The sequence below is a fragment of the Mesorhizobium sp. WSM4845 genome, from assembly GCF_055811455.1.
Genome location: NZ_JBVVQA010000041.1, coordinates 33,986 through 52,589 on the forward strand (window position 1 = coordinate 33,986; position 18,604 = coordinate 52,589).

Here is an 18,604-nt window from a genome sequence, read left to right on the forward strand (position 1 = left end):
GAGCCTTGTCCTTGGCAATCACGAAGATCCTTGTCGCCAACCGGTCCGAAATCGCCATCCGCGTCTTCCGCGCGGCCAACGAACTCGGCCTCAAAACCGTGGCGATCTGGGCCGAGGAGGACAAATACTCGCTGCACCGCTTCAAGGCGGATGAAAGCTATCAGGTCGGGCGCGGGCCGCATCTGAACAGGGATATGGGACCGATCGAAAGCTATCTGTCGATCGAGGAAGTGATCCGCGTCGCCAGGCTTTCGGGCGCCGATGCCATCCATCCGGGCTATGGGCTGTTGTCGGAAAGCCCTGAATTCGCCGAAGCCTGCGCCAAGGCCGGCATCATTTTCATTGGACCCAAGCCGGATACGATGCGCAGGCTCGGCAACAAGGTCGCCGCACGCAACCTGGCGATCGAGGTCGGCGTGCCGGTAATCCCCGCCACCGATCCCTTGCCGGACGACATCGAGACAGTGAAGGCGCTCGCCAGGACGATCGGCTATCCGGTGATGCTGAAGGCGTCGTGGGGCGGCGGCGGCCGCGGCATGCGCGCCATCCGCTCGGAAGTCGATCTCGCCCGCGAGGTGACGGAGGGCAAGCGCGAAGCGAAAGCCGCCTTCGGCAAGGACGAGGTCTATCTCGAAAAGCTGATCGAGCGCGCCCGCCATGTCGAGGTCCAGGTGCTGGGCGACACACACGGCAATGCCGTGCACCTGTTCGAGCGCGATTGCTCGATCCAGCGCCGCAACCAGAAGGTGGTCGAGCGCGCGCCGGCGCCGTATCTCGAAATGTCACAGCGCGAAGAGCTTTGCGGCTACGCGCTGAAGATCGCGCGCGAGACGAGCTATGTCGGCGCCGGCACGGTCGAGTTCCTGCAGGATGCCGACACCGGCACATTCTACTTCATCGAAGTCAATCCGCGCATCCAGGTCGAGCACACCGTCACCGAGCAGGTGACCGGCATCGACATTGTCAAGGCGCAGATTCATATCCTCGATGGCTTTGCCATCGGCACGGCGGAATCGGGCGTGCCGGCGCAGAAGGATATCAGGCTCAACGGCCACGCGCTGCAGTGCCGCATCACCACGGAAGATCCCGAGCATAATTTCATCCCCGACTATGGCCGCATCACCGCCTATCGCGGCGCCACCGGTTTCGGCATCCGCCTCGATGGCGGCACCGCCTATTCCGGCGCGGTCATCACCCGCTTTTACGATCCGCTGCTGGAGAAGGTGACGGCCTGGGCGCCGACGCCGGCCGAGACCATCGCCCGCATGAACCGGGCGCTGCGCGAGTTCCGTATTCGCGGGGTGGCGACCAACCTAACCTTCCTCGAGGCGATCATCAATCACCCAAGTTTCGCCGAAAATTCCTATACGACCAAGTTCATCGATACGACACCGGAACTGTTCGCGAGCGTGAAGCGGCAGGATCGCGCGACCAAGCTGCTCAACTACCTGGCCGATGTCAGCGTCAACGGCCATCCCGAAACCCGTGGCCGGCCGCAGCCTAAGGCCGATGCGGCGGCACCTATGGTGCCCTACCTCAACGGCAATGTCCCCGATGGCAGCAAGCAGAAGCTCGACGCGCTTGGGCCGGAGAAATTCGCGGCCTGGATGCGCGCACGCAAAGAAGTGCTGGTCACCGACACGACGATGCGCGACGGACACCAATCCCTGCTGGCGACGCGCGTGCGCACCTATGACATCGCCGGCATTGCCGGCACCTATGCACGCGCATTGCCGCAGCTTTTGTCGCTCGAATGCTGGGGCGGGGCGACCTTCGACGTCGCCATGCGCTTTCTCACCGAAGACCCGTGGGAGCGGCTGTCGCTGGTGCGCGAGGCAGCGTCCAATCTGTTGCTGCAGATGCTTTTGCGCGGCGCCAACGGCGTCGGCTACACCAATTATCCGGACAATGTCGTCCAGCATTTCGTCAAACAGGCAGCAAGCGGCGGCGTCGACCTGTTCCGCGTCTTCGACTGTTTGAACTGGGTCGACAACATGCGCGTCGCCATGGACGCGGTCGGCGCCGAAGGCAAGCTGATCGAAGCAGCGATCTGCTACACCGGCGACATACTCGACCCGGCCCGAGCCAAGTACGACCTCAAATACTACGTCGCGCTGGCCAGGGAGTTGCAGACGGCCGGCGCCCATATCGTCGCGGTCAAGGACATGGCCGGGCTCTTGAAGCCGAATGCCGCCCGCGCACTGTTCAAGGCGCTGCGCGAGGCGACCGACCTGCCGATCCACTTTCACACGCACGACACGTCAGGCCTGTCGGCGGCGACGGTGCTGGCGGCGGTGGACAGCGGTGTCGACGCCATCGACGCGGCGATGGATGCCCTGTCCGGCAACACCTCGCAGCCTTGCCTGGGCTCGATCGTCGAGGCGCTGAAGGGCACCGAGCGGGATCCGGGCCTCGACCCGCAATGGATCAGGAACATCTCGTTCTACTGGGAGGCGGTGCGCAACCAGTATGCTGCCTTCGAAAGCGACCTGAAGGGGCCGGCCTCGGAAGTCTACCTGCACGAAATGCCGGGTGGGCAGTTCACCAACCTCAAGGAGCAGGCGCGCTCGCTCGGGCTGGAGACGCGCTGGCACGAAGTGGCGCAGACCTATCACGACGTCAATCTGATGTTCGGTGACATCGTCAAGGTGACGCCGTCGTCCAAGGTTGTCGGCGACATGGCGCTGATGATGGTGAGCCAGGACCTGACGGTTGCCGATGTCGAAAATCCGGCTAGGGATATCGCCTTCCCCGACTCGGTCGTGTCGATGCTGCGCGGCGACCTCGGCCAGTCGCCGGGCGGTTGGCCGGAGGCACTGCAGAAGAAGGTGCTGAAAGGCGACAAACCGATCACCGTGCGGCCCGGTTCGCTGCTGAAAGCTGCCAATCTCAAGGCCAGCCGCAAGGAGATCGAGGACAAGCTCGAGCGCAAGCTCAGCGAATTCGAATTCGCCTCGTGGCTGATGTACCCGAAGGTCTTCTCCGACTTTACCGCAGCGCAGGAAACCTATGGGCCGGTCAGCGTGCTGCCGACGCCGACCTATTTCTACGGCATGAAGCCGGAGGACGAGATCTTTGTCGACATCGAGAAGGGCAAGACGCTGGTGGTGCGCTGCCTGGCCATCGGCGATGTCGACGAGAAGGGCATGGTCACCGTGTTCTTCGAGCTCAACGGCCAGCCGCGCCGGGTCAAAGTGCCGGATCGGGCGCACGGCGCTTCCGCCGCCAAGGCGCGGCGCAAGGCCGAGCCCGGCAACGAGGCGCATGTTGGCGCACCGATGCCGGGCGTCGTCTCGGCGCTCGCCGTTGCCGCCGGCCAAGCGGTCAAGGCCGGCGACGTGCTTTTATCGATCGAGGCGATGAAGATGGAGACGGCATTGCATGCCGAGCGTGATGGGGTTGTCGCCGAAGTGCTGGTCAAGACCGGCGATCAGATCGACGCCAAGGATCTGCTGATCGCATTCGGATGAGACAGAAATGTTGCCCAGGCAGAGTTGTCTGCGTCTGGCGGCAGCCCTTCATGCCGCATCGATAACAGCTTGACCGGTCGGCTCCGGTCGGGCATCGAACCGCTGCAAATTCGCCGCGACGGTTCGTGAGTCGCGGCATGGAAAACGACGCGGAGAGAAAATGGCCGACGACATCACCGAGACCAGCCAGACTGTTGCCGCCGGCCAGCTGCGAGCCTTCATCGAGCGCATCGAGCGGCTCGAGGAAGAGAAGAAGACGATCGCCGACGACATCAAGGAAGTGTTCGCCGAGGCCAAGGGCACCGGCTTCGACACCAAGGCGATGCGGTCGATCATCCGGCTGCGCAAGAAGGACCAGGCTGAGCGGCAAGAGGAGGAAACCATCCTCGACCTCTACAAAGCCGCACTCGGCATGGTGTAAGGCTGGTAACAGCCCTGGGCGCCAGTTGCGCCCGCAACGGGTCGAACCATGAACGAATTCGACTTTGGCGGCCGCCGCGCCTCTGAGTTCCGCCAACGCGGCTTCTGGACGCTGTTCGCGGAACGGCATCCGGAAGAAAGGCCTCTGATGGCACGGCGCGGACCCTGGTTCTGGCAGCGCGGGCTGCCCGACTTCGCATTGGTCCTTTCCATGTATGTCGCGCCGGCGCAGAACCATGTCGGCGTCTTCTTCGGCCGCAACGAGAAGTTCGGTGCCACGCAAGCCTGGTCGCGGTTGAAGCCGTTCCAGCCGGCGATCGAAGACAGGTTGAAACTCAGGCCGGAACAGAGCTGCGAGGGCCTCGGCATCAATTCGCTGTGGCGCGTGAACTGTTTTGCCGAGGACAATTGGCCGGCCATGGCCGACTGGCTGGTGACGGAAGCATCGCGTTTCGAGCGCGCCGTTGCCGAGGTGCTGGGCGGGGGTGGCGAAGCCGGACCGTGAATTCGCGTCGCAGTGGCTTGAGTTAGTTCGGTTTCGCCGTGTCGCGGCCAATCCGATCGAGATGCTGTTGCAGCGCCAAATGGTCGAGCGCATCCACCCGCAGATTGGTGAACAGCGAGATGCGGTTGTTGAGCATGCGATAGGCATCGGCAAAGGCAAGATGCAGTTCGGCTTCGGTGCCGTCTGCCTTGGCTGGGTCCGGTATCGACCAGAGCGCGGTCATCGGATGACCCGGCCAGATCGGACAGGATTCATTCGCGGTGCTGTCGCAAAGCGTGAAGATGAAATTCATTTCCGGCGCGTCGGGCTCGGCAAACTCGTCCCAGCCTTTCGAACGGGCGAAGCTCGTGTCGTAGCTAAGGCTTTCGAGCAGATGCAATGCGTAGGGATTGACCTCGCCCCTCGGCTGCGAACCGGCGGAAAAGGCCTTGAACCTGCCGCCACCGATCCGGCTGAGGATGGCTTCCGCCATGATCGATCGCGCCGAATTGGCGTTGCAAAGAAACAGCACGTTGTAGACATTATCGCTCATCTCAAGACCTCCCCTGGCAGGCGACTGGATGATGGGGGCGGCAGAGTCCGGCAAGGTGTCTTTGCCGAGACGCCGACAAGGGCGACGTAGAAAGGTTTCACGACCGTTTGATGACAATTTGTCAAATCATACGCTTGCGTGCCGATGATCGATTTGCGTTGACAGGCTTGCTGCTTTGGAAATCTCTGCGGCTGTCGAATGAGAGAAAGCCGTATCGATGAGTGCGCCGGAGACTTTCGAAGGCGAAGACGGCAAGGCAGGCCGTGCGGCGGGTTTCTTCCGCTCGCGCTGGCAAGGCACGGCCCCGCTAGACCGGCTGTTCTGGCGCGATCTTGTCCTTGTCGGCACGGCGATCAACATCGCCGTGTCGGTGCTGGCGCTGATCCTGCTCGGGCTGAAGCTGCCGCTCGCTCTCGTTCTGGCGGTGCATTTCGCGCCGGTGCCGTACAATTTCTTCCTGACTTTTGCGGTGTGGCGGACCGCCGAGAAAACCGGCGGCGTCAAAGCTTCGCTGATGGCGCTGGGGGCTGTGCTGTGGCTGATCCTGGTGGTGGTGATCTGACAGGACAGTGCTGCCGGCAGAGGCCGGCGGAAGCCGTCCTTTGACAACGTTGAATTCTAGTCAGGCAGCCGGCTCGAATTTCAGCGCGACCCCGTTGATGCAATAGCGCAGGCCGGTCGGCGGCGGGCCGTCCTCGAAGACGTGGCCGAGATGGCTGCCGCAGCGGGCGCAGTGGCATTCGGTGCGGACCATGCCGTAGCTGCGGTCGACGGTCGTCTCGACCGAACCGGGCACCGGATCGTTGAAGCTTGGCCAGCCGGTGCCGCTCTCGAACTTCAGCTTGGATTCGAACAAAGGCTGGTCGCAGCCGACGCAAGAAAATGTGCCAGCGCGCTTCTCGTGGAGCAGGGCGCAACTGCCCGGCCGCTCGGTGCCGTGATTGCGCATCACGGCATATTGCTCCGGCGTCAGCCGGGCGCGCCATTCGGCATCGGTGCGGGTAACAGGGTAGGTGTGACTATCCATCTTTGCCTCTTAGCTCATGCCGCTATTGGGCTGCTTTCCCAAGTTCGCCTAAAAATAGGCTTTTGTTACGGCGTTTGCCCGTAATTCCAATCCTGCCGCGAAGAATTCCTCAGGCGATCGCTGCCAGATACCGCGCAACAGACCCTGCAAATGCCGTCTTTGCGTCGCCGATGACGTTCTGGTTCCACCATGCGCCATAGATATGGTCGAACGCGAAAGGCTCCAGTGCCGACGCGATGTGGAGTACCTTCGGCGCATTGAGCGGGATGTAGTTCGGGTAGCTGTACATGAAGCTGACATGGCGGCGGGTTGGCGTCACCTGCAGGATGTCGCCGGCCAGGATGGCGTCGCCGCCGTCGCGCTTCCAGTGCAGCACCTGGCCGCCGGCAAAGTGACCGCCGCAACGGATAAGTGTCAGCGAGGGGTTGAGGGCGCGCGTCTCGCCCTGCCAACTGACAACAGCCGGATGCGGCCGCATGATCCACTTGCGGTCATCGGCATGCAGATAGATCGGCACGCCGCCAAACGCCTCGCTCCACTCGACCATCGCCGAATAATAATGGCAGTGCGAAATGGCGATCGCGATGAGGCCGCCTCGGCGGTTAATTTCGGCCACCGCCTCGTCGCTGACCATCGAGATGCAGTCCCACAGCACATTGCCGTGCGGCGACTGTGCCAGCAGCGCCCGCTGACCGATGGCGAAGCGCGGCTCGATGCCGAAGGCGAGCACGCCGGCGTCATCCTTCATCACGATCCGATGCCCGGCGGCGAGCTCTTGCGGCGTGATCCAGGCCTGGCCCTCCCAGCGCACATATTGCCGCTCGTCCTCGCAGATCGGGCAATGTTGCGGCGGCGTCGCTGCCGCCGCGAACTGGACGCCACATTGCAGGCAGAGGAAACAGGTCGGCCGTCCTGTTTTGCGTGGATCCATTCAGTGCTTCCTTGAAAGCTGCTTCGTCGCGGCCTCGATCCCGGCGAGCGTCAGCGGAAACATGCGGCCGCCGAAGATGTCGCGGATCATGGCGATCGAATGGGTAAAACCCCAGTGCTTTTCGCTTTCGGGGTTGAGCCATACCGCGTTCGGCCATTGCTGCAGCAGACGGCTGAGCCAGACGACGCCGGCCTCCGGATTCCAGTGCTCGACCGAGCCGCCGGGATGCGCAATCTCATAGGGGCTCATCGAGGCATCGCCGACGACGATCACCTTGTAGTCCGGACCGTATTTGTGGAGGAGATCGAAAGTTGGAATCACCTCCGCATGGCGACGGCGATTGTCCTTCCACACACTCTCATAAAGGCAGTTGTGGAAGTAAAAATATTCGAGCTGGCGGAATTCGGCGCGGGCGGCCGAAAACAGCTCCTCGACGCTTCTGATGTGATCGTCCATCGAGCCGCCGACATCGAAGAACATCAGCAGCTTCACGGCGTTGCGCCGCTCGGGCCGCGTCTGTACGTCGAGATAGCCATGCTCGGCCGTGGCGTGGATGGTGCCGGGCAGGTCGAACTCTTCCTCGGCGCCTTCGCGCACCCAGCGACGCAAGCGCTTCAGCGCGATCTTGATGTTGCGGGTGCCGAGCTCGACGGCATCGTCGAAATTCCTGAACTCACGCTTGTCCCAGACTTTCACCGCACGGCGGTTGCGGCTTTCATGCTGGCCGATGCGAACGCCTTCGGGATTGTAGCCATAGGCGCCGAATGGTGAGGTGCCGCCGGTGCCGATCCATTTCGACCCGCCCTGGTGGCGGCGCTTCTGTTCCTCCAGCCGCTTTTTCAGCGTTTCCATCAGCTTTTCGAAACCGCCCAGGGCCTCGACCAGCTTTTTCTCTTCATCGGTCAGGTGCTTTTCGGCAAGCCGCCGCAGCCATTCCTCCGGGATGTTTTCGACGTCGACCGGGTTTTCGCCAGCCAGCGCTTCGACACCCCTAAAGAAGTGCGAAAAGACCTGGTCAAAACGGTCGATGTGGCGCTCGTCCTTCACCAGTGCCGAGCGGGCGAGGTAGTAAAAACCCTCGACGTCATAGTCGATCAGCCAAGCCTCCAGCCCTTCCAGCAGCGACAGATATTCCCGGAGCGAGACCGGAACCCGCGCAGCCTTCAGTTCGAGAAAAAAGGGGATGAACATCGTGCGACTTTATCTGTGCCCTTCGATCTTCTCGCGAGCGGCGCTGGCGATGAAGGCGGAACGCGTGAGGCCGCGCCGGCTCGCTTCGGCATCGATTGCCGCCAAGAGACCTGCGTCGAGCGACAGATTCGCTCGGACAGGCCGTCCGGAATCGATCAGCACGGGGATCATCACGGCAGATTCGCCGGCGGAGCTATCGATTTCGCCCAGTCGGAGCAGATCTGCCACCGTGCGCGCGTCGGGCAAGGGCAAGTGCTTCGCCATTCGTGCCTCGGCCCATTCGCGAACGGCGGAGGTCGCATCGGCTATCGCCTCCTCGGGACTTGCGCCACCGCCATGACATCCGGGAAGATCGGGCACCCGCACTCCCCAGACATCATCTGCGCCGTCAAGGATTCCGACATAGTGGGTCATGATTTCCTCCTTAAATCCATCCGGCAAGCCGGGCGATCGACCGCGCGACACCCAGAGATTGTTCGCGATGCCGCGGCACGATGATCATGATCTCCGGTCTCTCCGGATGCTCATATTTCTCATGCTTGCCGCCGCCTACGTTTACCCAGCCGTCGCGCAAAAGCCTCGTGACGATCTTGCGTGTGTTGGTCTCGATCAGCGGCACGGGCACTCCTGATCATGCGCAATATATTGCGCAACCGCGGCCATTTCAACTGTCGGCAAAAATCACATCAGATCATACTCGATGAAGCCGGTCCTGCGCGCCACGTGGTCGTAGAGCTTGCGCGCGGTGGTGTTGGTCTCGTGCGTCATCCAGTAGACGTTCTTGACGCCGATCTTGCCGGCTTCCTGCTTGACCGCTTCGATCAGGGCGGCGCCGACGCCTTTGCCGCGCACGTCCGGGTCGGCGAACAGGTCCTGCAGATAGCAGTTGTTTTTTTCGGACCAGCAGGAGCGATGGTAGAGATAGTGCGTCAGGCCGACCGCCTTACCGCCGAGCGTGGCGATGAACCCTTTTGGTTCAAACTCACCCGCCGTGAACAGCCGCTTCCAGGTGACGGCGTAGACGTCTTCCGGCAGCTCGGTTTTGTAGAAGGTGAGGTAGGCAGTCCACAGACGCTGCCAGTCGGCGTGGTCGGATTGTGCCAGTGGGCGGACGGTGATCTCGGTCATTTCATTTCCTTCTGAAGCTTCGGGCCCAGGCTGCCCCGGTGCCCGGACGGCGGCAACGGTCCAGCAACGGGAAAGCGCTGTCCGCCGCATGCCCGGCCATCCGCTATGGCTTCGGGCGTTCGTCGCTCGAAAAGCCAAATCGTCGGCTTTTCGTCGGCCGACCGCTCCTCACCCCTGCCTTCTCGCCATGAAGGCCAGCCGCTCGAACAGATGCACGTCCTGTTCGTTCTTCAACAGCGCGCCGTGCAGCTTGGGCAGTGCGTTTTTCGGGTCGGCGCGCAAATCCTCGGGCGCGATATCGTCGGTCACGAGCAGGCGGATCCAGTCCAGTGCCTCGGAGATCGACGGCTTCTTCTTCAGGCCCGGCACGTCGCGGATCTCGTAGAACTGGGTGAGCGCGGCGCGCACCAGGTTCTGCTTGATGCCGGGATAGTGCACGTCGACGATCCGATGCAGCGTCTCGAAGGCGGGAAAGCGGATATAGTGGAAGAAGCAGCGGCGCAGGAAGGCGTCCGGCAGTTCCTTCTCGTTGTTGGAGGTAATGATGACGATCGGGCGCACGGCAGCGCGGATCGTTTCGCCGGTCTCGTAGACGAAGAACTCCATTCGATCGAGTTCCTGCAGCAAATCGTTGGGGAATTCGATGTCGGCCTTGTCGATCTCATCGATCAGAAGCACGACCTTCTTGGCCGTCGCGAAGGCATCCCACAGCTTGCCACGCTTGATATAATTGCTGATGTCGTTGAAGCGCTCGTCGCCGAGTTGGCTGTCGCGCAGCCGCGACACGGCGTCATACTCGTAGAGCCCCTGCTGCGCCCTCGTCGTCGACTTGACGTGCCATTCGATCAGCTCGAGGCCGAGCGCGGCCGCCACTTGCCTGGCCAGTTCCGTCTTGCCGGTGCCGGGCTCGCCCTTGACCAGCAATGGCCGCTCCAGCGCGATCGCCGCATTGACCGCCACCATTAAATCCTTGTCGGCGACATAGGCCGCCGTGCCTTCGAAACGCATTTTTGCTCCTCGGTTGTGATGGCAACCGTAAGGAGGCAGCCCGGCCCATGCAAGGCGCAGCGGCGAGGGCGCGGTGAAGCCTTGTGCCAGGAAACTCCCAGGCAGGGGTTTGTGACGAATTAAGCCACGGAGCATGGCCATCTCTATGGCGCTTGGTTGATCGTCGGCCTATATTGGGTGTGACGGTCTGCGCTTCCCGGCAGGAGAACATTTTCCCCGGGGCCTTAATGATCCCTAGGGAGCTGTCCCTGGGAAGACCCGTGGGTTTTCTCATACGGCGCCCACCTACTTTGTAGGTTCCCGGGATCGCTCTCTCCACCGGTTGTGTGGATCGTCACTTGACGCAAAGGATCCACGCTTCGGTGGATCATGCGGTGGAAAACGTCGCTCCTAAAACTCCATCCAAATCTGACCTTTTCTATCGTCGGCGCATGACATCCTCGAAAGACCTGAAAAGACAGTTGCGACGCGAAGCACTCGGGCGCCGCGATGCGCTCGATCCGTTCTGGCAGGTGGAGGCAGCGCTCGAAATGGCCGAGACGGCGCGGGACAGCATTGCGATGGAGCCGGGCCAGATCGTCTCCGGCTTCTGGCCGATGCGCTCGGAAGTCGACGTCCGGCCGCTGATGTTCGCCTTGCGCGAAAAAGGGGCACGGCTTTGCCTGCCGGCGATTCTCGACAAGACCACCATCGTCTTTCGCGAACTGGTGCGCGGCGCGCCGATGATCGACATGGGGTTCGGCACCGTCGGGCCGCATGAGGAGGCCGAGGTGCTCGATCCCCAGGTGATGCTGGTGCCGCTCGCGGCTTTCGACGCGCGCGGCCACCGCATCGGCTATGGCGCCGGCTATTACGACCGTGCCATCGCGCGGCTGGTCGACAAGGGGCAGCCGCCGCGGCTGATCGGCATTGCTTTCGACTGCCAGCAGGTGGCGCTGGTGCCGGACGAGCCGCATGACGTGACCATTCCGGAAATACTCACCGAGAGCGGGTTGCGCCGGTTCGCGCCGAAATTGTAGATAAGTTCCTGGACGCATGGTCTTTTCCGGAAGTCATGCAGCTTTTTGCTTCGCTGACCTTCGGTTCGGGATCATGTTTAGATGAGACTTCTCTTCCTCGGCGATATGGTCGGCAAGACGGGACGCACGGCGGTGTGGGAACAACTGCCCGGCCTGATCTCGGATTTCAAACTCGACTTCGTCATCGTCAATGGCGAGAACGCCGCCGGCGGCTTCGGCATTACCGAAGAGATCTTTCGCGAGACGATCTCGGCGGGCGCCGACGTCGTCACAACCGGCAATCATGTCTGGGACCAGCGCGATGCGCTGGCTTTCGCGCCGCGCGAGGAACGCTTTCTGCGTCCGTCCAATTTCCCCAAGGGCACGCCGGGGCGGGGCTCGGGCGTCTACATCGCCAGGAACGGCGCGCGCGTTCTGGTCGCCAACATCATGGGCCGGGTGTTCATGCATCCTGAACTCGACGATCCATTTCAGGCCGGCGAGCGCGAGCTTGCCGCCTGCCCGCTCGGCGAGCAGGCCGATGCGGTGGTCATCGATTTCCATGCCGAGGCGACCTCTGAAAAAATGTGCTTTGCGCACTTCGTCGACGGCCGCGCCAGCCTGGTTGTCGGCACTCACACGCATCAGCCGACCGGCGACCACCATATCCTCAACGGCGGCACCGGCTATATCTCAGACGCCGGCATGTGCGGCGACTATGATTCTTCGCTCGGCATGGACAAGGAGGAGCCGCTCAACCGCTTTCTGTCGAAGGTGCCGAAAGGGCGCTTCGAGGCGGCGAGCGGCCCGGCGACATTGTGCGGCGTCGGGGTCGACATTTCGGATCGCAGCGGCCTGACCGAGCGGATTGCGCCGTTTCGCCGCGGGCCGCGGCTCGAAGAAACCGCGCCCTCGTTCTGGTCATGACATTGATGTAAGCGATTGTAGTACCTAATTGCCGGCCACGCCTGCTTCAGATCGTAAGAGGGGACGACCTCCATGCAGCTCATCGAATTCCTGGCGCCGCATTTCGCCTTTGTCTCCGATCCGACTGCATGGGTAGCGTTGCTGACGCTGATTGTGCTGGAGGTGGTGCTCGGCATCGACAATCTGATCTTCATCTCGATCCTGACCAACAAATTGCCGGAGGCGCAGAGGGCCCGCGCCCGGCGGCTCGGCATTTCTGCCGCGCTGATCATGCGGCTGGTGCTGCTTGCCACCATCTCGATCATCGTCCAGTTGACGACACCGGTGTTCACCGCTTTCGGCCATGGCTTTTCGTGGCGCGATCTGATCCTGATCGCCGGCGGCCTGTTCCTCGTCTGGAAAGCGACCAAGGAGATCCACCACACGGTCGATCTCGAGGATCACCAGGACACGATGATGGGTGAGACGCTGCAGCTTTCGCTGGCCGGCGCCATCTTCCAGATCCTGCTGCTCGACCTCGTCTTTTCGATCGATTCGATCATCACCGCGGTCGGCATGACTGACGAGATCGCCATAATGTACATCGCCGTGATCGTCGCGGTCACCGTGATGATGCTGGCGGCCGGACCGCTCGCCAACTTCATCGCCAAGAACCCCAGCATCGTCATGCTGGCGCTGAGCTTCCTGCTGATGATCGGCATGACGCTGATCGCCGACGGCATGGGCTTCCATGTGCCGAAGGGCTACATCTACGCCGCAATGGGTTTTTCCGCCCTTGTCGAGGGCCTCAACATGCTGGCGCGACGTCGGAGGAAGGCAAAGGCCGGCGCGGGGCACTGAGGTTGGCGGGGCGAAGCGACGGCGAAGGCCTGAGCTCTGCCTCACTTGTCGCGGCCATGCAGAACCTTTGAGACGTCGGAGGGACAGCACCCCCTCTGTCCTGCCGGACATCTCCCCCTCAAGGAGGGAGATTGGCAGCTTTAGCGCTCTGCTCGTCCTGCAGCGTTGGAGATTGGCGAAAGCCTCAGCGACATCCGATCTCCCCCCTTGCGGGGGAGATGTCCGGCAGGACAGAGGGGGTGGGAAGGATCGCTGCAGAACGGCTTTTTGCACCCAGTGACTTAAGCGGTCGGCGTGCCCTTCGGATGACGATCGCCGATCAGGCCAAGCGTCAAGCCTTGCTCCAACCAGGCCTTGGCGCCGGCGAGCACCAGCGCGAAGCCATCGGTCGAGCCGATCGCCTGCTTGACCTGTTCATCGGTGCTGCCGGCAAAACCGAAATTGCGAACCTCGACAAAGGTGCCGCCCTGCATCTCGGTAAAAGTCCAGACCACCGTGGTCGGCGGATCGCTCCATTGCATGACGATCTTTTCGTTCGTGACGAACTCGCTGACCGTGACCGGCGTCGAAACGCCATACATCCGCCACTCCCAGCGAACTTCTTGCCGCTGTCCAACCTGCCGCTGCCGTGGGTGAACCAGAATTTCGTCGTGATCGTCGGATCGACGATGGCTTCGAATACTTCTGCGACCGGCCGCCGGATCAGCATGCCGGCTTCGGCGGTCGGTGTCTCACGGATGTCCATTTCGTCCTCCTTCCGAACCGGTCTCCGTCACCAGGCGTCGGGTTCGCGCACCAGGTGAATGATGTTGGCCGGATTGGTGATCCAGCCGCCACGAAAACCTTCGCCGAGCGCCTCGATGGCGTCGCAGCGCACAACACCGGCTTTGGCGAGATGATCGGCGGCGGCCGGAAAATCGTCGGTGAACAGTTCCAGCCAGATCTCGGCCTGGCTCAGCATCGGCGCTTCGTCGATCCACAGGCGATTGGGGCCGAGCTCGAAACCGATGGCCGGCGCCTTGGTCGTGAACGGTTTTAGGCCGACGACATCGCGGTAGAAGGCGATCGTCTCCTGGTGTTGGTGGGGCGGCACTTTCATGGCGATGTTGATGCCGCCGGTGATTTTCGCAGCCATTCTTTCCTCCGTCTTCTCAGATATTGTCTTCATTGGCGGGCTCGCCCTTCATCTCGCTGCGATAGTAGCCGTCGCGCAAATTGATGCCGTATTCGACATAGGCCTTCATGCAGGCCAGCATCTGCGACCAGCCCTCGCAATTGAGGTAGGACTTCTTCAGGCCGACCGCGTCCTCGTGCCAGCCGGCCTCGGCGATGGTGACGAAGGTGCCGCCGTCGTCCAGCGGCTCGAAATTCATCTCGATTCGCGTCTTGTAGGCCGGCTTGCCGTCGGCGTCGGTGGCGTCCCAGCGCAGCACGATGCGGTTGTCTTTCTCCACCTCGTCGACCTCGACCGGGACCTTGCCCCACCAGATGACCCTGGCGCCGGCCACCAGCGGGGCACTGGCGCCGCCGATGGTGGTGAAATAGCCGCTGAGCTTGTTCGGATTGACGACCGCATCGAAGACTTCGGCAACCGGTTTGCCGATGCGGCCCGAAACTCTGAATCCAAGAGACATATCCACAGCTCCTTCCTTGATCGGATCGATATTATGTTATAAAAATATAACATGTCAAGCAAGGCGCAGGATGACAATGTTTTCAAGGCGCTGGCGCATCCGCGCCGGCGCGCGCTGCTCGACGAGCTAAAGGACGCGCCGCGGACCAGCGGCATGCTGTGCGATGCCTTTCCCGACATGGACCGCTGCACCGTCATGCTGCATCTGAAAGTGCTGGAGGAAGCCGACCTGGTGGTGGCGCGGCGCGAGGGGCGCGAACGCTGGAACCATCTCAATGCGCTGCCAATCAAGCAGATCCACGACCGCTGGATCAGCCAGTACGCCACGCATGCGATCAGCATTCTCGACCGGCTGAGATCCGATCTGGAGGAGTGAGCGTTCGCAGGAAAGCAGCTGGCGGTTACCTTGCCGCACCATCCTTACGGCGCGGCTGGACGAATTGAGCCGATTTATCTATAAGCCGGCCATTCCGAGATAGAGCGCCGTACGTCCATCCGGACGCAGCAGGGACGTTCTGAAATTTTGACTTCGAGCATTTTGGCAAAGGCGAGGTGACTACCTCGCTGCAGGATGCTCTGCCAAGAAGACGACAGGGGTGCCATGGCTGGCCATTCACAGTTCAAGAACATCATGCACCGCAAGGGCCGCCAGGACGCGGTGCGGTCGAAAATGTTTTCCAAGCTGGCGCGCGAAATAACCGTCGCCGCCAAGAGCGGCACGCCGGACCCGTCGATGAACCCGCGCCTGCGTCTTGCCGTGCAGAACGCCAAGGCGGTGTCGATGCCGAAAGACAACATCCAGCGCGCCATCAACAAGGCGTCGATGGGCGACGCCGAGACTTACGAAGCTGTGCGTTACGAAGGCTACGGGCCAGGCGGCGTCGCGCTCATCGTCGAGGCGCTGACCGACAACCGCAACCGCTCGGCGTCGAATGTGCGGGCCGCCTTCACCAAGGCCGGCGGGGCGATGGGGGAAACCGGCTCGGTGTCGTTCATGTGGGACCGTGTCGGCGAAATCTTCTATCCGGCATCGGTAGGCAGCGCGGAGAAGGTCATGGACGCGGCGATCGAGGCCGGGGCCGACGACGTCCAGTCGGACGAGGAAGGCCACACGATCTATTGCGCCTTCGAGAATCTTGGTGAGGTGTCGAAGGCGCTGGAAGGCGCGCTCGGCGAGGCTGAATCAGTGAAGCCGATCTGGAAGCCGCAGACCAACATTGCGGTCGATGAGGAGCGGGCACAGTCGCTGATGAAGTTGGTCGCCACGCTCGAGGACGATGACGACGTGCAGAGCGTCTACGCCAATTTCGAGGTCGACGACGAGACCATGGCGAAGCTCAGCGCGGCATGAGCACAGCTCAACCAGACATGAGCGGAGTTCAATCCGAGATTTGAGCGGAGCTTAATCTGAGATATGAGCGGAACTCAATCTGACATGACCGAAAAGCCGTTGCCCCAGGTCCGCATCACCTATTGCGCGCAGTGCCACTGGCTGCTGCGGGCCGGCTGGATGGCGCAGGAGCTGCTGTCGACCTTCGCAACGGATCTGGGCGAGGTCACGCTGGTGCCCGGCACCGGCGGCATCTTCACCATTTCCTGCAACGAGACACTGGTCTGGGACCGCAAGCGCGACGGCGGCTTTCCCGATGCCGCAAGGCTCAAGCAACTGGTTCGCGACGTGATCGATCCGGACCGCGATCTCGGCTATGCCGACCGCAAGAGCGACAAGTCAAAAGATACCCCGTCAAAAGACCCTGCCTGACGCAAGGTCTTTAGATTTCTGCCCTCGTTCACCGCCACGCCACGATGAAGCAGGCCAGCGCGACGATGGCGGTGATGGTACGGACGTGGTTCCACATCACCCAGTCCCTGAGATAGGTGGCCCAAACGGCGGCGCCGTTGGCGCTTGCCGGATCGACGGCGGCCAGCGCGTTGTTGAGCGGCACGTTGAAGATCATCGTCACGATCAGGTTGCCGACGAGGTAGATCAGGGCGCCGGCGAGAAGCCACAACGAGCCCGGTTGGCCCCAGCCGATGACAGCGCCGACGACGAGGACGAGGCAGATCAGCCCGGTGCCGAAAAGCGCGGTCATGAACAGCGGCGTCACCGCAGTGATGTTGATCGAATTCATGGCGGCGATGCCGCCCGCGGCCGGCATGCGGGCGAGGCCCGGCATGACGAAGCTGGAAAAGGCGAAGAAGACACCAGCGACGACGCCCGAGCCGAGCGCGGCGATGAAGGTGAGGGTGGGAAGCAGTTTCATGATCATGTCAGTCACTCCAGATGCCCGTACCAGCGGTTTCGGTTGCATAGGCGGAAAAGTCCTTTGGGGCGCGGCCGAGCACGCGCTCGACGCCGTCGGTCAGCGCCTCGTTGCGACCGTCGAGCACCTCGGTGAACAGCTCGTTGAGCAGCCAGGCGAACTCGGCCGGCAACTCGTGTCCGGCTACTGCGGCGGTGAACTCGGCATGCGAAATCCTGACAAAGCGGATGTCGCGGCCGGCCGCCTTGCCGATCTCGGCGACCGCGTCGGCGAAGCTCAGCAGACGCGGCCCGGTCAGCTCGTAAAGCTGGCCGACATGGCCTTGCCGGGTAAGCACCGTCACGGCGGCGTCGGCAATGTCGTCGGCGTCGACGAACGGCTCTCCGACAGTACCGACCGGCAAAGCCACCTCTCCGGCGAGCAGCGGATCGAGCAAAAAACTCTCGCTGAAGTTCTGGGAAAACCAGGCGCAGCGCAGGATCGTCCAGTCGGCGCCTGAGGCTTTCAGCATCTCTTCGGCACGTTGCGCTTCGATTTCGCCGCGCCCCGACAGCAGCACCAGCCGGCGCACACCGCTTGCCACGGCAAGGTTGGCGAAAGCGCCGACCGCTTCGGCCGCACCGGGCACCGCAAGATCGGGATAGTAGCTGATGTAGACGGCACCGACACCATCGAGCGCGGGTTCCCAGGTCGTATCGTCTTCCCAGTCGAAGGGCGGGGTGCCCGAGCGCGAGCCGATCCGTACCGGCAGGCCCTGCGCCGTCAGCCTGTCCGCGAGACGACGGCCGGTTTTGCCGGTGCCGCCGAGGATCAAAATCGGTTTTGCTGCTGTGTCGATCATGGCGATTTTCCTTTGCTCACAAATATGATTAATCCTCACATTTGCAAAACGTGATAAACCCTCGTATTTTGTGAGTCAAGCCAATTTGTTGATCATTCGCCAGGAGACAGTGATGGAAGGCTCGACCGTATCGGGTTCACAGGATGGCCAGATCGCATCGCCGCGCCGGGCGCCCAGCCAGCAGCGCAGCCGCGAGCGGGTCGAGCGGATGCTGGCCGCCGCCTCTGCGCTGATCGCCGAGCAAGGCAGCGATGCCATGCGCATGGGCGAGGTGGCGGAACGGGCCGGCGTGTCGATCGGCTCGCTCTACCAGTTCTTCCCGGACAAGCGAGCGATCATCTGGGCGCTGGCCGAGCGCTACACCTCCGAAAGCCAGGCCTGCATCGTGGCAGCGCTTGCACCGGTTAGCGACGCCGAAGGGCTGCGGCGGGCATTTTCCGAGCTGGTGGATATCTATTACGGGCTATTCCTGGCCGAGCCGGTGATGCGCGACATCTGGTCGGGCACGCAGGCCGACAAGGCGCTGCGCGAACTCGAACTCACCGACAGCCGGGCCAACGCCGAATTCCTCACCGCGGTGCTGAAGCGGCTGCGGCCTACCGCCGATCCGGCGGCGCTGGAAACGACGGCGTTTCTCATCTGGCAGATGGGCGAGGCCACCATGCGGCTGGCGATCTCGGTCGGTCGAAACGAAGGCGACGACCTGGTCGCCGCCTACAAGCGGATGGCGCTGCGCGAACTGGTCGACCAGCAGGCCGGCCCGTGTAACGTTTGCTAATCGCCGAAGCGAGCGCCGCCCCTCATCCGCCTGGCGGTGTCCAGTTGAAAGATGGGTAACACTTTGAACCGGATACATGGGTTACAGTTTTCCCCCTGTCGTGTCCGCCGC

Annotated in this window: 23 protein-coding genes, 1 other RNA gene and 1 pseudogene; 12 read left to right on the top strand and 13 right to left on the bottom strand. The window is 62.4% G+C overall.

Annotated features, from left to right (window positions below):
* Nucleotides 1-11: 11 nt before the first annotated feature.
* The 3 genes from pyc (at nucleotide 12) to AC0L2C_RS30540 (ending at nucleotide 4,395) form a co-directional block, all read left to right on the top strand.
* Nucleotides 12-3,470, top strand: a complete 3,459-nt coding sequence (pyc, locus tag AC0L2C_RS30530) for a pyruvate carboxylase (RefSeq protein WP_473525167.1) — start codon at nucleotides 12-14, stop codon at nucleotides 3,468-3,470.
* Nucleotides 3,471-3,630: 160 nt separating this feature from the next.
* Nucleotides 3,631-3,891, top strand: a complete 261-nt coding sequence (locus AC0L2C_RS30535) for a DUF2312 domain-containing protein (protein WP_023800031.1) — start codon at nucleotides 3,631-3,633, stop codon at nucleotides 3,889-3,891.
* Between the two features lie 48 nt (nucleotides 3,892-3,939).
* Nucleotides 3,940-4,395 carry a hypothetical protein gene (locus AC0L2C_RS30540; RefSeq protein WP_287240317.1) on the top strand — a complete coding sequence of 152 codons (456 nt, stop codon included), beginning with the start codon at nucleotides 3,940-3,942 and terminating at the stop codon, nucleotides 4,393-4,395.
* A gap of 22 nt (nucleotides 4,396-4,417) precedes the next feature.
* Here the strand turns inward: AC0L2C_RS30540 and AC0L2C_RS30545 are convergent, their stop codons facing one another.
* Nucleotides 4,418-4,927 carry an arsenate reductase ArsC gene (locus AC0L2C_RS30545; protein WP_091593477.1) on the bottom strand — a complete coding sequence of 170 codons (510 nt, stop codon included), beginning with the start codon at nucleotides 4,925-4,927 and terminating at the stop codon, nucleotides 4,418-4,420.
* 217 nt (nucleotides 4,928-5,144) lie between these two features.
* Between AC0L2C_RS30545 and AC0L2C_RS30550 the strand changes: the two genes are divergently transcribed.
* Nucleotides 5,145-5,489 (top strand): hypothetical protein, encoded by a 345-nt coding sequence (locus AC0L2C_RS30550; protein WP_128245930.1) that lies wholly within the window; start codon nucleotides 5,145-5,147, stop codon nucleotides 5,487-5,489.
* Between the two features lie 60 nt (nucleotides 5,490-5,549).
* On the opposite strand, the gene msrB is transcribed toward AC0L2C_RS30550, so the two are convergent.
* The 7 genes from msrB to AC0L2C_RS30585 form a co-directional block, all read right to left on the bottom strand.
* Complete coding sequence (gene msrB / locus AC0L2C_RS30555; protein ID WP_027152870.1) at nucleotides 5,550-5,954, bottom strand: peptide-methionine (R)-S-oxide reductase MsrB; 405 nt, start codon at nucleotides 5,952-5,954, stop codon at nucleotides 5,550-5,552.
* A 109-nt stretch (nucleotides 5,955-6,063) separates the two neighbouring features.
* Nucleotides 6,064-6,885: an MBL fold metallo-hydrolase gene (locus AC0L2C_RS30560; protein ID WP_128245931.1), complete on the bottom strand. Its 822-nt coding sequence runs from the start codon at nucleotides 6,883-6,885 to the stop codon at nucleotides 6,064-6,066.
* Nucleotides 6,886-8,076 carry a vWA domain-containing protein gene (locus tag AC0L2C_RS30565; protein WP_287240320.1) on the bottom strand — a complete coding sequence of 397 codons (1,191 nt, stop codon included), beginning with the start codon at nucleotides 8,074-8,076 and terminating at the stop codon, nucleotides 6,886-6,888.
* A gap of 9 nt (nucleotides 8,077-8,085) precedes the next feature.
* Nucleotides 8,086-8,490 carry a type II toxin-antitoxin system HicB family antitoxin gene (locus tag AC0L2C_RS30570; protein ID WP_287240322.1) on the bottom strand — a complete coding sequence of 135 codons (405 nt, stop codon included), beginning with the start codon at nucleotides 8,488-8,490 and terminating at the stop codon, nucleotides 8,086-8,088.
* A 10-nt stretch (nucleotides 8,491-8,500) separates the two neighbouring features.
* Entirely contained in the window at nucleotides 8,501-8,695 is a 195-nt protein-coding gene (locus tag AC0L2C_RS30575) for a type II toxin-antitoxin system HicA family toxin (protein WP_126104508.1), read from the bottom strand.
* Between the two features lie 62 nt (nucleotides 8,696-8,757).
* Entirely contained in the window at nucleotides 8,758-9,204 is a 447-nt protein-coding gene (locus AC0L2C_RS30580) for a GNAT family N-acetyltransferase (protein WP_023800023.1), read from the bottom strand.
* A 168-nt stretch (nucleotides 9,205-9,372) separates the two neighbouring features.
* On the bottom strand, nucleotides 9,373-10,212 hold the full coding sequence (locus AC0L2C_RS30585; protein ID WP_473525168.1) for an AAA family ATPase: 840 nt from the start codon (nucleotides 10,210-10,212) through the stop codon (nucleotides 9,373-9,375).
* Between the two features lie 181 nt (nucleotides 10,213-10,393).
* Here AC0L2C_RS30585 and ssrS point away from each other — a divergent pair.
* The 4 genes from ssrS (at nucleotide 10,394) to AC0L2C_RS30605 (ending at nucleotide 12,977) form a co-directional block, all read left to right on the top strand.
* Nucleotides 10,394-10,549, top strand: a non-coding RNA gene (gene ssrS, locus AC0L2C_RS30590) — 6S RNA.
* 94 nt (nucleotides 10,550-10,643) lie between these two features.
* Nucleotides 10,644-11,231 (top strand): 5-formyltetrahydrofolate cyclo-ligase, encoded by a 588-nt coding sequence (locus AC0L2C_RS30595; RefSeq protein ID WP_128170688.1) that lies wholly within the window; start codon nucleotides 10,644-10,646, stop codon nucleotides 11,229-11,231.
* Between the two features lie 81 nt (nucleotides 11,232-11,312).
* Nucleotides 11,313-12,137, top strand: coding sequence for a TIGR00282 family metallophosphoesterase (locus AC0L2C_RS30600; RefSeq protein ID WP_023800020.1), 825 nt, complete (start codon nucleotides 11,313-11,315; stop codon nucleotides 12,135-12,137).
* Between the two features lie 72 nt (nucleotides 12,138-12,209).
* The gene (locus tag AC0L2C_RS30605; RefSeq protein ID WP_027152876.1) at nucleotides 12,210-12,977 is read left to right on the top strand and encodes a TerC family protein; all 768 of its coding nucleotides are present in this window, start codon (nucleotides 12,210-12,212) and stop codon (nucleotides 12,975-12,977) included.
* Nucleotides 12,978-13,258: 281 nt separating this feature from the next.
* Here AC0L2C_RS30605 and AC0L2C_RS30610 read toward each other — a convergent pair.
* The 3 genes and pseudogenes from AC0L2C_RS30610 to AC0L2C_RS30620 all read right to left on the bottom strand — a co-directional run bounded on the left by AC0L2C_RS30610 (nucleotide 13,259) and on the right by AC0L2C_RS30620 (nucleotide 14,611).
* Nucleotides 13,259-13,722, bottom strand: a pseudogene (locus AC0L2C_RS30610) (SRPBCC family protein).
* Nucleotides 13,723-13,749: 27 nt separating this feature from the next.
* Nucleotides 13,750-14,112 (bottom strand): VOC family protein, encoded by a 363-nt coding sequence (locus AC0L2C_RS30615; protein ID WP_023800017.1) that lies wholly within the window; start codon nucleotides 14,110-14,112, stop codon nucleotides 13,750-13,752.
* Between the two features lie 16 nt (nucleotides 14,113-14,128).
* A complete protein-coding gene (locus AC0L2C_RS30620; protein WP_128173565.1) occupies nucleotides 14,129-14,611 on the bottom strand; it encodes an SRPBCC domain-containing protein in 483 nt (160 codons plus the stop codon).
* 51 nt (nucleotides 14,612-14,662) lie between these two features.
* Between AC0L2C_RS30620 and AC0L2C_RS30625 the strand changes: the two genes are divergently transcribed.
* The 3 genes from AC0L2C_RS30625 to AC0L2C_RS30635 all read left to right on the top strand — a co-directional run bounded on the left by AC0L2C_RS30625 (nucleotide 14,663) and on the right by AC0L2C_RS30635 (nucleotide 16,372).
* Entirely contained in the window at nucleotides 14,663-14,986 is a 324-nt protein-coding gene (locus tag AC0L2C_RS30625; RefSeq protein WP_473525169.1) for an ArsR/SmtB family transcription factor, read from the top strand.
* A gap of 225 nt (nucleotides 14,987-15,211) precedes the next feature.
* Nucleotides 15,212-15,961, top strand: a complete 750-nt coding sequence (locus tag AC0L2C_RS30630) for a YebC/PmpR family DNA-binding transcriptional regulator (protein WP_023800014.1) — start codon at nucleotides 15,212-15,214, stop codon at nucleotides 15,959-15,961.
* A gap of 84 nt (nucleotides 15,962-16,045) precedes the next feature.
* Nucleotides 16,046-16,372: an Rdx family protein gene (locus AC0L2C_RS30635; RefSeq protein WP_473525170.1), complete on the top strand. Its 327-nt coding sequence runs from the start codon at nucleotides 16,046-16,048 to the stop codon at nucleotides 16,370-16,372.
* 28 nt (nucleotides 16,373-16,400) lie between these two features.
* Here the strand turns inward: AC0L2C_RS30635 and AC0L2C_RS30640 are convergent, their stop codons facing one another.
* Together AC0L2C_RS30640 and AC0L2C_RS30645 are read right to left on the bottom strand one after the other, a co-directional pair.
* Nucleotides 16,401-16,880 carry an anthrone oxygenase family protein gene (locus AC0L2C_RS30640; RefSeq protein WP_473525171.1) on the bottom strand — a complete coding sequence of 160 codons (480 nt, stop codon included), beginning with the start codon at nucleotides 16,878-16,880 and terminating at the stop codon, nucleotides 16,401-16,403.
* A 1-nt stretch (nucleotide 16,881) separates the two neighbouring features.
* Complete coding sequence (locus tag AC0L2C_RS30645) at nucleotides 16,882-17,715, bottom strand: Rossmann-fold NAD(P)-binding domain-containing protein (RefSeq protein WP_473525172.1); 834 nt, start codon at nucleotides 17,713-17,715, stop codon at nucleotides 16,882-16,884.
* Nucleotides 17,716-17,827: 112 nt separating this feature from the next.
* On the opposite strand from AC0L2C_RS30645, the gene AC0L2C_RS30650 reads away from it, so the two are divergent.
* On the top strand, nucleotides 17,828-18,493 hold the full coding sequence (locus tag AC0L2C_RS30650; RefSeq protein ID WP_473525173.1) for a TetR/AcrR family transcriptional regulator: 666 nt from the start codon (nucleotides 17,828-17,830) through the stop codon (nucleotides 18,491-18,493).
* Nucleotides 18,494-18,604 lie beyond the last annotated feature (111 nt).